10 protein-coding genes are annotated in these 14,818 nt (G+C 63.6%); 7 read left to right on the forward strand and 3 right to left on the reverse strand.

Features of this window, described 5'->3' with window-relative positions; translation table 11 throughout:
- The first annotated feature begins 133 nt into the window (after positions 1-133).
- From carA to FRAAU_RS16420, 7 genes are all read left to right on the forward strand, one after another.
- Positions 134-1,261, forward strand: coding sequence for a glutamine-hydrolyzing carbamoyl-phosphate synthase small subunit (carA, locus tag FRAAU_RS06655; RefSeq protein WP_014402784.1), 1,128 nt, complete (start codon positions 134-136; stop codon positions 1,259-1,261).
- Position 1,262: 1 nt separating this feature from the next.
- Complete coding sequence (gene carB, locus FRAAU_RS06660) at positions 1,263-4,502, forward strand: carbamoyl-phosphate synthase large subunit (RefSeq protein ID WP_014402785.1); 3,240 nt, start codon at positions 1,263-1,265, stop codon at positions 4,500-4,502.
- Positions 4,499-4,975, forward strand: coding sequence for a transcription elongation factor GreA (gene greA, locus FRAAU_RS06665; protein ID WP_014402786.1), 477 nt, complete (start codon positions 4,499-4,501; stop codon positions 4,973-4,975). The genes carB and greA overlap by 4 nt, the downstream gene beginning before the upstream one ends.
- 677 nt (positions 4,976-5,652) lie before the next feature.
- Positions 5,653-6,537: a fimbrial protein gene (locus FRAAU_RS06675; RefSeq protein WP_156803363.1), complete on the forward strand. Its 885-nt coding sequence runs from the start codon at positions 5,653-5,655 to the stop codon at positions 6,535-6,537.
- 89 nt (positions 6,538-6,626) lie between these two features.
- A complete protein-coding gene (locus FRAAU_RS06680) occupies positions 6,627-7,376 on the forward strand; it encodes a fimbrial biogenesis chaperone (protein ID WP_014402789.1) in 750 nt (249 codons plus the stop codon).
- 47 nt (positions 7,377-7,423) lie between these two features.
- Positions 7,424-10,153, forward strand: a complete 2,730-nt coding sequence (locus FRAAU_RS16415; protein ID WP_052317844.1) for a fimbria/pilus outer membrane usher protein — start codon at positions 7,424-7,426, stop codon at positions 10,151-10,153.
- A 38-nt stretch (positions 10,154-10,191) separates the two neighbouring features.
- Positions 10,192-11,193, forward strand: coding sequence for a fimbrial protein (locus FRAAU_RS16420; protein ID WP_014402791.1), 1,002 nt, complete (start codon positions 10,192-10,194; stop codon positions 11,191-11,193).
- Positions 11,194-11,310: 117 nt separating this feature from the next.
- Here the strand turns inward: FRAAU_RS16420 and ykgO are convergent, their stop codons facing one another.
- The 3 genes from ykgO to FRAAU_RS06705 form a co-directional block, all read right to left on the reverse strand.
- Entirely contained in the window at positions 11,311-11,436 is a 126-nt protein-coding gene (ykgO, locus tag FRAAU_RS06695) for a type B 50S ribosomal protein L36 (protein ID WP_008215056.1), read from the reverse strand.
- A gap of 420 nt (positions 11,437-11,856) precedes the next feature.
- The gene (gene msrA, locus FRAAU_RS06700; protein WP_014402792.1) at positions 11,857-12,411 is read right to left on the reverse strand and encodes a peptide-methionine (S)-S-oxide reductase MsrA; all 555 of its coding nucleotides are present in this window, start codon (positions 12,409-12,411) and stop codon (positions 11,857-11,859) included.
- A 386-nt stretch (positions 12,412-12,797) separates the two neighbouring features.
- Positions 12,798-14,816, reverse strand: a complete 2,019-nt coding sequence (locus tag FRAAU_RS06705; RefSeq protein WP_014402793.1) for an NADPH-dependent 2,4-dienoyl-CoA reductase — start codon at positions 14,814-14,816, stop codon at positions 12,798-12,800.
- Between the last annotated feature and the right edge of the window lie 2 nt (positions 14,817-14,818).

Genomic DNA, 14,818 nt, shown 5'->3' on the forward strand with positions numbered 1-14,818 from the left:
ATCGGCCGGTGGACAGAAGCCCTGGCGCACCCTATCATTCTAGCCCGCCCAATTGTCCTCTTTGACTATAGGTCCACAAGCCGGTTCTGCTGTGCTTGCGGGCTTTGTCGCACCTGAATATAGGCGGTCCCCTATGCGCATACCTGCACTGCTAGCTCTTGAAGACGGCAGCCTTTTCCATGGCCACGCTGTCGGCGCGGTTGGCGAAACCGTGGGTGAAGTGGTGTTCAACACCTCCCTGACCGGCTATCAGGAGATCCTTACCGATCCGTCCTACGCCCGGCAGATGGTGACACTCACCTATCCCCATATCGGCAATACCGGAGTCAATCCGGATGATGCCGAGTCGGAAGGCATTCATGCCGCCGGCCTGATCGTTCGCGATGTGCCCCGGCTGGCCAGCAACTGGCGCAGCACCGAGAGCCTGCCCGATTATCTGCGCCGCCACGGCGTGGTGGCCATCGCCGGCATCGACACCCGTCGCCTGACCCGTATCCTGCGTGACAAGGGCGCGCTGGCCGGCTGCATCGTCGCCGGCCAGGACATCGATGCCGAAGCTGCACTGGCCAAGGCGCGCGCCTTCCCCGGTCTGGCCGGCATGGATCTGGCCAAGGTAGTCTCCACCAGGGAAAACTACCGCTGGAACGAAGGCAGCTACGATCTGGACAAGGTCGCCTTTGCCCAGCCGACCAAGCGTTTCAAAGTGGTGGCTTACGACTTCGGCGTGAAGCGCAATATCCTGCGCATGCTGGCCGATCGCGGTTGCGAAGTGACCGTGGTGCCGGCGCAGACGCCGGTGACCGAAGTGCTGGCGCTGAGGCCGGACGGCGTGTTCCTCTCCAATGGCCCCGGCGATCCGCAGCCTTGCGATTACGCCATCGAGGCCGCCCGTGCGGTGCTGGAAGCGAAGATTCCGCTGTTCGGCATCTGCCTGGGGCATCAGATTCTGGGTCTGGCCGTGGGCGCCAAGACCTTGAAGATGAAGTTCGGCCATCACGGCGGCAATCATCCGGTCAAGGATCACGATGACGGCCGTGTGCTGATCACCAGCCAGAACCACGGTTTCGCGGTAGATCCGGCCAGCCTGCCGGCCAATGCCCGGGTCACCCACACCTCGCTGTTCGATGGTTCCCTGCAGGGTTTTGCCCTGACCGACCGCCCGGCGTTCTGCTTCCAGGGTCACCCGGAAGCCAGCCCGGGTCCGCACGACATCGGCTACTTGTTCGACCGCTTTGCTGCCCTGATGGAAGAGGCCCGCTGATATGCCAAAACGTAATGACATCAAAAGCGTACTGATCATCGGTGCCGGTCCGATCGTGATCGGCCAGGCCTGCGAATTCGACTATTCCGGGGCCCAGGCCTGCAAGGCGCTGAAGGAAGAGGGCTACCGGGTCATCTTGGTCAACTCCAATCCCGCCACGATCATGACCGATCCCGACACTGCCGACGCGGTGTATATCGAGCCGATCAACTGGCAGACGGTCGAGAAGATCATCGCCAAGGAGCGTCCCGACGTGGTGCTGCCGACGATGGGCGGCCAGACCGGTCTGAACTGTGCTCTGGATCTAGCCGACAACGGCGTGCTGGAGAAGTACAACGTCGAGCTGATCGGCGCCAAGCGCGACGCGATCCGGATGGCGGAGGATCGCGAGCTGTTCCGGCTGGCGATGCGCGACATCGGCCTTGACTGCCCGCGCGCCGAGACGGTGAAGACCTTCGAGGCGGCGCTGGAGGCGCAGGCCAAGGTCGGCTATCCCACCATCATCCGCCCCAGCTTCACTCTGGGCGGCTCGGGTGGCGGCATCGCCTACAACCGCGAAGAGTTCGAGGAAATCGTCAAACGCGGCCTGGAGCTTTCGCCTGTCCACGAAGTACTGGTCGAGGAATCGGTGCTGGGCTGGAAGGAATTCGAGATGGAAGTGGTTCGCGATACCGCGGACAACTGCATCATCGTCTGTTCCATCGAGAATTTCGATCCGATGGGCGTGCATACCGGTGACTCGATCACGGTGGCACCGGCCCAGACCTTGACCGACAAGGAATACCAGCGTCTGCGCGATGCCTCCATTGCCGTGCTGCGCAAGATCGGTGTCGACACCGGTGGTTCCAACGTCCAGTTCGGCATCAATCCGAAGGATGGCCGTGTCGTCGTCATCGAGATGAATCCGCGCGTGTCGCGCTCTTCGGCGCTGGCATCGAAGGCGACCGGCTTCCCGATCGCCAAGATCGCCGCCAAGCTGGCCGTCGGCTATACCCTGGACGAGCTGCGCAACGACATCACCGGTGGTCTGACCCCGGCCTCGTTCGAGCCCTCGATCGACTATGTCGTCACCAAGATTCCCCGCTTCGCCTTCGAGAAGTTCCCGCAGGCCGATGCCCGCTTGACCACCCAGATGAAGTCGGTCGGCGAGGTGATGGCGATCGGCCGCAGCTTCCACGAGTCGCTGCAGAAGGCGCTTCGCGGCCTGGAAATCGGCAAGAACGGTCTGAATCCGACGGGGCTGGACTATGCCACCGAGGAAGGTCTGGCCACCCTCAAGCGCGAGCTGCGCGAGCCGCGACCGGACCGCGTATTCCACGTCGCCGATGGTTTCCGCGCCGGCTTCAGTCTGGAAGAAATGCATGCCCTGACCTATATCGATCCCTGGTTCCTGGCCGCTTTCGAGGATCTGGTTCTGGTCGAGCAGGCCGTGCGCGAGCAGGGTCTGAGCGCCATCGACCAGACCCGTATGCGCGAACTCAAGCAGCTGGGCTTCTCCGATGCCCGGCTGGCCGAATTGCTGGCCACCGACGAGGCGGCAGTGCGCCATCTGCGCAAAACCTTGAGCGTCAAGCCGGTCTACAAGCGCGTGGATTCCTGTGCCGCCGAGTTCGCTACCAGCACCGCCTATATGTACTCGACCTACGAGGAAGAGTGCGAAGCCGCGCCGACCCATCGTGACAAGATCATGGTGCTGGGCGGTGGTCCCAACCGCATCGGTCAGGGCATCGAGTTCGACTATTGCTGCGTCCATGCCGCGCTCGCCCTGCGTGAAGACGGCTTCGAGACCATCATGGTCAACTGCAATCCCGAAACCGTCTCCACCGACTATGACACCTCGGATCGGCTGTACTTCGAGCCGTTGACGCTGGAGGACGTGCTGGCCATCGTCGACATCGAGCAGCCCAAGGGCGTGATCGTGCAGTACGGCGGCCAGACGCCGCTGAAGCTGGCTCGCGCGCTGGAGGCGGCCGGCGTGCCGGTGATCGGCACGTCGCCGGACTCCATCGATCTGGCTGAGGACCGCGAGCGCTTCCAGCAGCTGATCGAGAAGCTGGGCCTGCGTCAGCCGCCGAACCGCACCGCCCGGAATCCGGACGAAGCCATCGCCCTGGCTCGCGAGATCGGCTATCCGCTGGTGGTCCGTCCCAGCTATGTGCTGGGTGGCCGCGCCATGGAAATCGTCTACAGCGACGCCGATCTGAGCCGTTACATCCGTGAGGCCGTGCAGGTCTCCAACGATTCGCCGGTGCTGCTGGATCGCTTCCTGGATCACGCCGTGGAAGTGGATGTGGACGTGATCGCCGATGCCGAGGGTCAGGTTCTGGTCGGCGGCATCATGGAGCATATCGAAGAGGCCGGCGTGCATTCGGGCGATTCGTCCTGCTCGCTGCCGCCGTTCTCGCTGACGGCCGAGATGCAGGATGAGCTGCGTCGCCAGTCCGAACTGATGGCGCGTGAACTGAAGGTCATTGGCCTGATGAACACCCAGTTCGCCATCCAGGGCGATACCGTCTACGTGCTGGAAGTGAATCCGCGCGCGTCGCGCACCGTGCCGTTCGTGTCCAAGGCCACCGGCGTGTCGCTGGCCAAGGTCGCGGCGCGGGCGATGGCCGGGCGCACCCTGGCCGATCAGGGCCAGACCACGGAAGTGGTGCCGGATTATTATTCGGTGAAGGAAGCGATCTTCCCGTTCTTGAAGTTCCAGAACGTCGACCCTATTCTGGGACCCGAGATGCGTTCCACCGGTGAAGTGATGGGTGTGGGGCGTACCTTCGGTGCGGCGTTTGCCCGCGGCCATGAAGCCGCCGGCATCGGCGCCCCGAAGCAGGGCAAGGTGTTCCTGTCGGTGCGTGATGCCGACAAGGATCGCCTGCTGCCGGTGGCCCGGGAACTGGTGGAGCATGGTTACCAGCTGGTAGCCACCCACGGAACCCAGGCTTTCCTGGCCGCTCAGGGCCTGGCCTGCGAAAAGGTCAACAAGGTTCAGGAAGGCCGGCCGCATGTGGTCGATCTGATCAAGAACGGCGAGCTGGTCTATATCGTCAATACCACCGAGGGCAAGCCGGCGATCGCCGACTCGTTCTCGATCCGGCGCGAAGCGCTGCAGCATCGCGTGATCCACTCCACCACGGTGGCTGGTGCACGTGCGCTGGTGCATTCACTTGACTTCCACAGTCAGGGTGAGGTGCACAGCCTGCAGGAGCTGCACCGGGAATTGAAGGAGAAAGTTGTCTCATGAGTCGTCCCCCCGTTACCAAGGCCGGTTACGAGCGGCTGCGTGGCGAACTGGATCGCCTGAAGTCCGAGGACAGGCCGCGTATCATCGCGGCCATCGCCGAGGCGCGTGCCCATGGTGATCTGAAGGAAAACGCCGAGTATCACGCTGCGCGTGAACAGCAGAGCTTTATCGAAGGTCGCATCGGCGAGCTCGAGGGCGCGCTGTCCAATGCCGAAGTGATCGATGTCACCAAGCTGTCCGCCGGACAGCGGGTGGTGTTCGGTGCCACCGTGGATCTGGAAGACGAGGACAGCGGCGACGCCGTGACCTACCAGATCGTCGGCGACCTTGAAGCGGACATCAAGAAGCGCCTGATCGCGGTGTCTTCGCCCATCGCTCGTGCCCTGATCGGCAAGAGCGCTGGCGAAAGCTTCGAGTTCACCGCGCCCAATGGCGCCAAGCACTACGAAATCATCGGCGTGCGTTACGTTTAATCGTTACGTAACAAGATGGTTGCACAAAAAAGGAGGCGCCTCTCAAGGCGTCTCCTTTTTTTGTGCGCGCAGCATATGGAATGGTGCTTTTGCCAGAGCGATGGCTTGAGTTCGTGGGTGGCCACCGGCCGCCCGGGTTCATCGCAGCCCTTGGTGTCTCTGTCGGCCGGGACTGTGGCATGCGTGCCGGGGGCGGCCTCGTTTCGATCGAGATGCGAGGGCCCTGGCCCGGTGACTGACTGGCACGACATGGGCATGTGCTGCACTCAAGGCGTTCTGCTGGATGTTGGCGGGAGGGGCAGGCCGCGCGATTGAAATACGAGTGTCTGATGATGCCGGCAGCGCCGGGGCCGCAAGCAATTCCGATCCTGTTGGCTTGTCAGTATCGCGATGAATCACCTTGTGCAGTCCTATGCCGGTTTCGTTTTACTGAAGACCTTGCCAATCTGGCTGGCCTTGTTCTGGCTGAATCGCCATGCGATCGCCGATGCCGAAGTGGGGCAGTCCACCTGTCGCCTGTGCAGGTGGTCGGCGGTGAGCCGGAGCTTCCCTGGCTTGCAAGGCAGATGCCCTCTGACGGCCTGGCCGCGCAGCGTCTGCTCATGATGGGTTGCCACGGCATTGCATTGGACATCAAGGTTTCGTGAAAGACGTCGGGCTCATCAAAGGGGGCTGTCATGATGATCTTGAGTCAATCATATGCGTCAAATCGTGCTGCTATTCATGAATTTGGGCGTGTAGATGGCTATTTGTTGTCACGTAACTTTCACGCCAATTTGCTGATCATTTCCCACAGTCAGGCCGGGATATCGATGGATGTCCGCCGTGTGGCGATGCTGTCTGAATCATGGGGCGTTGTCGCTGTGCGCATGATGGATGACCTCGCTCAAGGCGGGGTTCAACGACAGGGTGTCGATGGATGCCTGTGTGGTGATGCATGTTTGGGAGATGGCGTGAAGACAAGTCCGGCGGTGCCCAGGTGGTCCATGTGGCGCGATGCGCGTTGGTTGCTCGGCTTGACCGGGGTCTGCCTGCTTTTGGGGGCGAGCCCGCTCGTTGCCAGTGATGGCACGATCAACATCACCGGCAGCGTGACGGCGGGCACCTGCGTGGTAAGCGGCTCGGGCACCGGGTCGGCCAAGAGCATTGCGGTCGCCTTGCCTGCGGTCCAGACCTCGGCCTTGACCGCCAGTGGCGAGGTGGCGGCCAGAACCTCATTCAGCATCAGCATCAGCGACTGCGGCAGCGGCGTCACCAAGGCGACCACCTATTTCGAGCCTGGCGGCACCGTGAACCCGACCACGGGCAATCTGCGGTTGCAAGGGTCGTCGTCGGCCACCTTGGTGGAGATCCAGTTGCTGAACGGCAGTGGCAGCAGCAGCGGTGGCGCGGCTTTTTCGCCCATCGTGCTGGGGGCGACCCAGGCCGGCCAGAATTCGGCGACCTATGCGGTATCCAGTGGTGCCGCCACCCTCAACTACTATGCCCAGTATTATGCCACCGGGGCGGCGACGGCAGGCACGGCCAACAGCAGTGTGCAGTTCACCATGCTGTATCAATAGGTCCCGAAGCGGCGCCGGGCGCTGGCCTGGCCTGGATGTCGGTGGTTGGCGGAGTGGCCGTCAGGCGGCTGCAGGCAGGATGGATGCCGATGATGCTCCTGTGTCGTGGCGTTGGCGTTTGGGTCTGGCTGGCCCTGCTGCTGGCATTGCCGGTCCGTGCCGGCGTGGTTGTCGGCAGCACCCGGGTGGTCTTTCCAGGCGATGCCGAGGAAGTCACCTTGAGGCTGTCCAATCAAGGTGAGCGGCCTTCTCTCGTCGAGGCCTGGGTCGACGATGGCGATCTGCACTCGACCCCGGACAATGCGCATGCGCCCTTTCTGGTGACGCCGCCCCTGTTCCGGATGGATGCGGGCAAGGACCAGAGTCTGCGCATTTTCACCATGCCGCATGTCTTTGCGGCGGATCGCGAATCAATGTTCTGGTTGAATGTGCTGGAAATTCCGCCCAAGCCCCGGGCGATGGAGCGGGGTGTCAATTTTCTGCAGTTTGCGGTCCGTTCCCGCCTCAAGCTGTTCTATCGGCCAGCAGGATTGCATGGCGACCCGGCTGCTGCGCCGACACGATTGCGATGGCGTCGGGCCGGAGGTGGCGATCCCGGCGATTCGCCGATGCTGGAGCTGGTCAACCCGACCCCGTATTTCGTCACCCTGATCAAGGTGGTGGCGCTGGCGGGTGGTCGGACTTATACCGGGGATACCGATATGGTGGCGCCCTTTGGACATCTGCGTCTGGCGCTTGCCGGCCTGTCATCGTGGCCGGCAGGCGTGATGCGGATCGAGTTCGAGACCGTCAATGATTACGGTGCCGCCGTTTCCGGCAAGGCCGAGATTGGGCCGTGAGGCCTGCGGATGGGCCTGGCGATCGGCAGCGGTCGAAACGGCATCGCGTGCGCGGCCTGCGGGATCTGCTCTGGGGCGCGATGGTGATGGGCGCCATTCCCGCCGAGGCCTCGGCGGGCGATACGGCGAGGCATGTGCCGGCCATGGTTGACATGGTTGAGGTGGATGTCACGAATCCGGATGTCGCGGCTGATGATGCCGTGTTCGATCGTCAGCTGCTGTCGGGGCATCGCGGCGACGGACTGGATCTTTCGCGCTTCGAGCGAGGCCATCCGGTGCTGGCTGGCCTTTATGACCTGGACATCCAGCTGGCCGATACCTGGCTTGGTCGTGCCGCGGTCCGATTTGCCATTCTGCCCGGACATCGTGATGCCGTGGCCTGCATGTCGCGAAGCCTGTTGGAGCAGTTGCATCTGAGGCCGCCGACTGCGGTCGCGGCGGCGCTTGATCGACCTGGTTCCTGCGTCGAGATCGGGCAAGTGTTCCCGGCGGCGCAGGCCGTGCCCGACATGGCTGACCTGCGCCTGCAGCTGAGTGTGCCCCAGGTCTATCTGGCCCAGCCGGCCAGAGGTTATGTCAGTCCGGGGCAGTGGGATCAAGGGGTGCCAGCGGCCTTGCTGAACTACAATTTCAATGCCTACCGCAGCAGCCATCAAGGTGTGGTCCAGACCTCGGCCTATCTGGCGCTGGGCAGTGGCCTCAATCTCGCTGGCTGGCACTTGCGCCATGATGCCTCGGTCAGCTGGATGTCGGTCCGCGGGCCTGCTGCGGTGCTGCATTGGCAGAATATCGACCTGTATGCGCGGCACGATCTGCCTGCCTGGCGAGCCCAGCTGACGCTGGGTGATTCCTATACCGATGGGCAGGTATTCGACAGTTTCGGCATCCGCGGTGTACAGCTGGCCACCGATGACCGTATGCTGCCGGACTCCTTGCGCGGTTACGCCCCGGTCATCCGGGGTGTCGCCAGCAGCAATGCCCGAGTGGTGATCAGTCAGCGCGGCCTGCAGATCTATCAGGCCACCGTCGCGCCAGGTCCTTTTGCGATCAGGGACCTGTATCCGACCGGTTATGGCGGCAGCCTGGATGTGGTGGTGACCGAGGCGGATGGCAGTCTGCATCGTTTCTCGGTGCCTTATGCCTCGGTCGCCCAGCTGCTGCGGCCCGGGATCAGTCGTTTCGATATCGCGGCAGGGCAGCTGCGCGACCTGTCCCTGCAGCATCGCCCCTGGCTCTTGCAGGGCAGCTACCAGCGCGGCTTCAGCAATCGTCTGACGGCTTACGCCGGGGCCGTGGGGGCTTCGGGCTATATGGCCGGCCTGCTGGGGGCGGCCTTCAATACCCGCTTTGGTGCCTTGGCGCTGGATATCACTCATGCGCGTACCGGCCTGCTCGGGGAGGCCTCGCACTCCGGACAAAGCGTGAGGCTCAGCTACAGCAAGCTGGTGCCCGGCACGGATACATCGTTCTCGGTCATGGCTTATCGCTATTCCGGCAGTGGGTATTTCTCTTTGGCGGATGCCGCGCTCGCCCGGGACAGTGTGCAATCCAGACGGCCATTTCCGGGGCAAGGGGCGGAGGGCATCTGGAACGCGGGTACGGCGGCGGTGGACGGGACGTGGCTGGCGGGGCAGGCGACACAGACGGCGGCTGTCAGTGCGGCATCTTCGGGCTGGACGGCCCGGAGTCTGCAACGCGCCCGCAGCACCTTCAGCCTGAGCCTGAGCCAGCCTCTCGGCCTCCGTGGAGGTTCGCTTTACGCCAATGTCTCGGCGCATGACTATTGGGGGCGTCCCGGTACGGATGCGCAGTTCCAGATGGGTTACAGCAACAGGTTGTGGCGTTTCAGCTACAACCTGAGCGCGACTCGCACCCGTGACTGGCTGGCGCGCAATGTCAACGAGCTGATGTTGAATGTGACGCTGCCGCTGGGATCGGGAGGGAGGGCTCCCAGCCTGGGCCTGAATCTGGCGAGGGAGGCTGGCAGGCTGGCGCCGCAGCTGATGCTCAATGGCAGCCTCGGAGAGCGCAGCCAGTTCAGTTACGGCGCTTCGGCTGCCGAGGGTGATGGTGGTGGTGTGGCGACCATCAATGGGGGCTGGCGTGGCGGCTATGGGGCGGCGGCCTTGAGCTACGGCCGAGGGCCTGGATTTTCGCAAAGTTCAGTCGGCCTTGCCGGTACCGTGGTGGCTCATCCAGGGGGCATCACCCTGGGACAGCTTGCTGGCGATACCTTGGCGATTGTCCATGCCGAGGGGGCTCGCGGGGCCAGTGTGCTGAACATGGCCGGGGCCCGCATCGATCGGGGTGGCTATGCGCTGGTGCCTTATCTGACGCCTTACAATCTCAATGTCATCCAGCTCGATCCCAAGGGCCTGCCTCTGGATGTGGAGCTGCAATCCAGCGGGGCCCAGGTGGCGCCGCATGCCGGAGCGGTAGTGATGGTGGTGATCAAGACCCGCAGCGGGCGCACGGCCTTTGTTCGTCTGCATCAGGCCGGTGGCGGACTGGTGCCGTTCGGAACCGGCCTGGTCGATGCCGGCGGTCACAGCCTCGGGGTGGTCGGACAGTCGGGCCTGGCCCTGGTGCGGGGCCTTGCCGACCACGGACGCCTGTATGCGCATTGGCGCACGGATGAAGGTGTTCTCCATGACTGTGCATTCGACTATCGGTACCGGAAACCTCGTCGCTCCGGCCGGCGTCCATTCGAGTCGGTGCTGGATCTGGTCTGTGTCGCTGTCCGCGCAGCCGGTGCGCGCGGCAAGGAGGGGTTGTGAACCGGTATGGGAGATCGAGGCGGCCAAGGCCTCGGCTGATGTGGCTATGGGGTCTGCTGCTGGTTCTTCTGCCGGTTCAGCAGCTGCGGGCGGTCAGCTGCAGTCAGGGTGCGCCGCAGACCGTCAGCCTGCCCGATGTGTCCATCCCCTCGGGGACGGCGGTGGGGGCCCTGTTGGGGACGCCGGTCTCGGCGACCATGGTGTTCAGTTGCACCTACGGCTTTCTGGAAGTGGGTACCGCGAATATCCAGGCGGGTGGAACGCTTGCGGCCCTGGATGCCAGCAACAATCCGGCGGGGCCCGGCATCACCTTTGCCACCAATCTGCCCGGCATCGCCTTGCGGGTTACCGGCTCACCGACCCAGGCCAGCAGTCAGGTCTGCACTCAATGCGGTCCCAATGGCGCGGCAGGCTTTCAGCTCGGCGCCGTGGCCAATCCCAGTTTCCTGCTGGGTGGCACCGGTCGGCTCAACGAGACCTTTACGCTGCAGCTGATCAAGACCGGCAATGTCGTGCCGGGCAGTCTGACGGGTGTCGTGCTGATTCCGTTCTGGTGGTCGGTGCCGGGGTTTGCCTCCAGCTCGATCCTGAGTGCATCGCTGGTGCTGGGAGGCGGCACGACGGTGACCGTGCCGGCATGCACGGTCAATGCTCCGGCGGATTTCACCGTGGCACTGCCGACGGTATCCACGCGCGCGCTGGCGGCGGTCGGGGCGACGGCCGGACGTACCGGTTTTCATATCAGCCTGAATTGCCCCGCAGGCATCACGGTGGCGGTGTCGATGCAGAGCAGCCGCCCCAATGCCACTGTCACCGGTCTGAGCGAGCCGATGACGGGAGGTGCGGCACAGGTCGGCGTACAGCTGCTGGGGGCCGACTTCATGCCGGTCAATGTGGCCGGCTTGCCTCAGGCCGGCGTGCGGACATCGGCCCAGGGCTTGCTGCTGCTGACCTATTATGCCCAGTACTATCTGCTTGCCGGCAGCGCCGGGGCGGGGCGCGTCAATGCCACCGTGACTTATACGCTGACTTATCCATGACCCGGTTGGCGCAAGGGTGACGGTTGGATATCCATTTGTTGCGCACGGCTTGATCCGGCAACAAAAAAGCCGCTCCAAGGAGCGGCTTTTCAATCCCTTCGACGGATCGCGGACGAATTAACGCTGGCGAGCCTTGAAGCGGGGATTGGACTTGCAGATCACGAACACCTTGCCGCGACGGCGCACAACCTTGCAGTCGCGATGCCGCTGCTTGGCGGACTTCAAAGAGGAAAGCACCTTCACGGTTGGCTCCTGAGATTAAAAACAACAAGTAAGCCATCTAGTATAGCGATGGACTGGAGGGCAGGGCAAGCCCTGCGGCAATCATTGCCTCATCGCCGCGGTCTGATGTCGACGCGGCCATGACATAAAACCTTTGATTGCGCCAGCAGGGAAGTGTGCTGGCTGGCGACCGCTGGCTGGCGAGGGCAGTATCTTGTCACAAGATGAAGGCCATCGCTAGACATGAATGGAATTGCTGAGTATCATGCGCCGGCCCCACCACACCCCTCCCCCTTGTGGTGCGGGCCGTACCCCGCAAGTCACGCACCCCCCTTCGGACCTCTCATCCCCCCCCTTGAGATGCTCTGACGCGTGACCTCTGCGGGGTACATCTGTTTCAGGCTCTGCAGATGGTGTTTCCGGAAGCCATCCCGATGTTGTTCACGGCGTGGATGCCCGCAACAGGCCCGCGAAGCTGGCGCGCAGCTTGCTCAGTTTCGGGGCGATGACCAGCTGGCAGTAGCCCTGCAGTGGGTGGCGGGCGTAGTAGTCGCGATGATAGGTTTCCGCCGGCCAGACTTTGGCGGCCGGGCGCAGCTCGGTGACGACGGGATCGGCAAACACGCCCTCGGATTGCAGCCAGTCGATCTTGTGCCGGGCCTGGGTTTCCTGTGTCGCGTCCTGACAGAAAATGACCGACCTGTATTGCGGCCCGACATCGGCTCCCTGGCGATCCTGGGTGGTGGGATTGTGGGTGGCGAAAAATACGTCCAGCAACTGCTCGTAGCTGATCTGGTTCGGGTCGTAATGAATCGAGGCCACCTCGATATGGCCGCTTCGGCCTGCGCAGACCTGTTCGTAGTCAGGGTGTTCGATTTCACCGCCTGCATAACCTGGCTCGACATAAAGTACGCCGGTCAGTTGCTGGTAGACCGCCTCGACGCACCAGAAACATCCGCCGCCAAATACGGCCAGTGCAGATCCGGATTCCGACATGTAAACACTCCTTCAGGGGATCGGGGGATCGCCGGATGAGGCGGGCTGGTGTTCCAGTGCCTGCGCAGGCCTCATGCGCGCATCCGGCTCGGTCGCCGTATCGGCGTCACCGACAATATGCCGGCGTCGGCGCCTGCTTTCCAGTCGGCCGGTCGCGAAGCTTCACTTTCCGCGGCCGGTGCTTGCCTTCGGCGAGCCGTGGCGAGCAACCATGCGATCGCTGCGATGCTGCCGTCATTCGCCGGGTGGTTTCGTCTTGCACAGACGGGTTCGGCCGGTTCCGGCGACGTCTTTGAACCCCCCTTGATCCGCATGGCAGGGCATTTCGGTCGGGACGAGGCTGGCTTGCCTCCGCCGGCATCTTTTTTCGTGATTCGGCGGATGATCTACAGGCTGGCGCCCAGCTCGGTGCCTTGCGCGATGGCTCGCCGTGCATCGAGCTCGGCGGCGACATCGGCTCCGCCGATGATATGCAGTGGCAGGCCGAGGCGTTCCAGTGGGGTGGCCAGCTCGCGCAGCGGCTCCTGGCCTGCGCAGATCACCACGTGGCTGACCGGCAGGCATTGCGCTTCGCCATTGATCGTCACGTGCAGGCCTTCGTCGTCAAAGCGGTCATAGCTGACTCCGCCCAGCATTTTCACTTTCAGGCTGGCCAAGGTGGCGCGATGGACCCAGCCGGTGGTCTTGTGCAGGCGTGCGCCCGGCTTGCCGGGGCTGCGCTGCAGCAGCCATAGCTGGCGCAGGGGGCGAGGTGGATGGGGGAGACTCAGTCCGGCGCGTTGCTCAAGATGCTTGTCGATTCCCCATTCGGCACACCATTGGTCCACATCAAGACTGGGGGACGGGCGGGGCATCGCCAGGAACTCGGCGACGTCGAAACCGATTCCGCCGGCGCCGATAATCGCTACGCGGTCGCCTACCGGCTTGTCATGGGCCAGCAGATCCAGATAGCTGAGGACGCGGGGATGGTCGCTGCCTGGAAAGCTGATCTGGCGCGGCGTGATGCCGGTGGCCAGGATCACGCCATCCGGCTGGCTGGCTGCAATCGCCTCGGGATCAGCCGGCCGGCCCAGCTGCACGTCCACGCCCAGTGATTGCAGGCGGTTCCGGAAATAGCGCAGCGTTTCGTGGAACTCCTCCTTGCCGGGTATCCGTTTGGCATAGTTGAACTGCCCCCCGATCTCGTCGTGGCGGTCAATCAGCTGCACCCGATGGCCGCGATCGGCCAGGGTCGTGGCGCAGGCCAGGCCGGCGGGGCCTGCGCCGATCACGACATAATGCCGGGGGTCGGCAGCAGGCTGGATCAGCAGCTCGGTCTCGCGTCCGGCGCGAGGATTGACCAGGCAGCTGGCGTGCTTGTTTTCGAACACATGGTCCAGGCAGGCCTGGTTGCAGGCGATGCAGGTATTGATCAGCTCGCTCTCTCCACGACGTGCCTTGGCCGGCCACTCGGGGTCGGCCAGCAGGGGGCGGGCCATCGAGACCATGTCCGCCTCACCGCTGGCCAGAATCTGTTCGGCCACGTCGGGGGTATTGATCCGGTTGGTAGTGATCAGCGGCAGGCTCAGCTCCTGCTTCATGCGAGCCGTGACCCAGGCGAAAGCAGCGCGCGGCACGCTGGTCACGATGGTCGGCACACGTGCCTCGTGCCAGCCGATGCCGGTATTGATCAAGGTGGCCCCGGCGGCCTCGATCGCCTTGCCCAGCGTCACGATTTCTTCCCAGCTCTGGCCGCCCTCGACCAGGTCGAGCATGGAGAGTCGGTAGATGATGATGAAGTCGGGGCCGACCCGCTCGCGGGTCTGGCGGACAATCTCGATGGGAAAGCGCATGCGGCGCTCGGCGTCGCCGCCCCAGGCATCGTCTCGCTGATTGGTGCGTTCGGCCAGGAACTGATTGATCAGATAACCTTCCGAGCCCATGATTTCGACGCCGTCGTAACCGGCCTCCCGAGCCAGGGAGGCACTGTTGACGAAGTCGGCGATGGTGGTCTCCACCGCGCGTGAGGACAGGGCTTGCGGGCTGAACGGGGTAATCGGCGACTTGATGGCCGACGGTGCCACCGACAAGGGGTGATAGCCATAGCGGCCTGCATGCAGGATCTGCATGCAGATTCTTCCGCCTTCGGCATGCACGGCGCGGGTGAGCTTTCGGTGTCTCGGTACCTGCCAGGGAAGGCTGAGCCGGCCACCGAAGGGCTTCAGCCAGCCACGGATGCTGGGTGCGATGCCGCCGGTCACGATCAGGCCCACGCCGCCGCGGGCGCGTTCGGCAAAATAGGCGGCCAGTTTGTCATAGTCGCTGGCCTTGTCCTCCAGGCCGGTATGCATGGACCCCATCAGGATCCGGTTGGGCAGGGTGGTGAAGCCCAGGTCCAGAGGCGAGAACAGATGGGGGTGGGGCATCG

Origin of the sequence: Frateuria aurantia DSM 6220 (genome assembly GCF_000242255.2) — a bacterium.
Taxonomy (GTDB): Bacteria; Pseudomonadota; Gammaproteobacteria; order Xanthomonadales; family Rhodanobacteraceae; genus Frateuria; species Frateuria aurantia.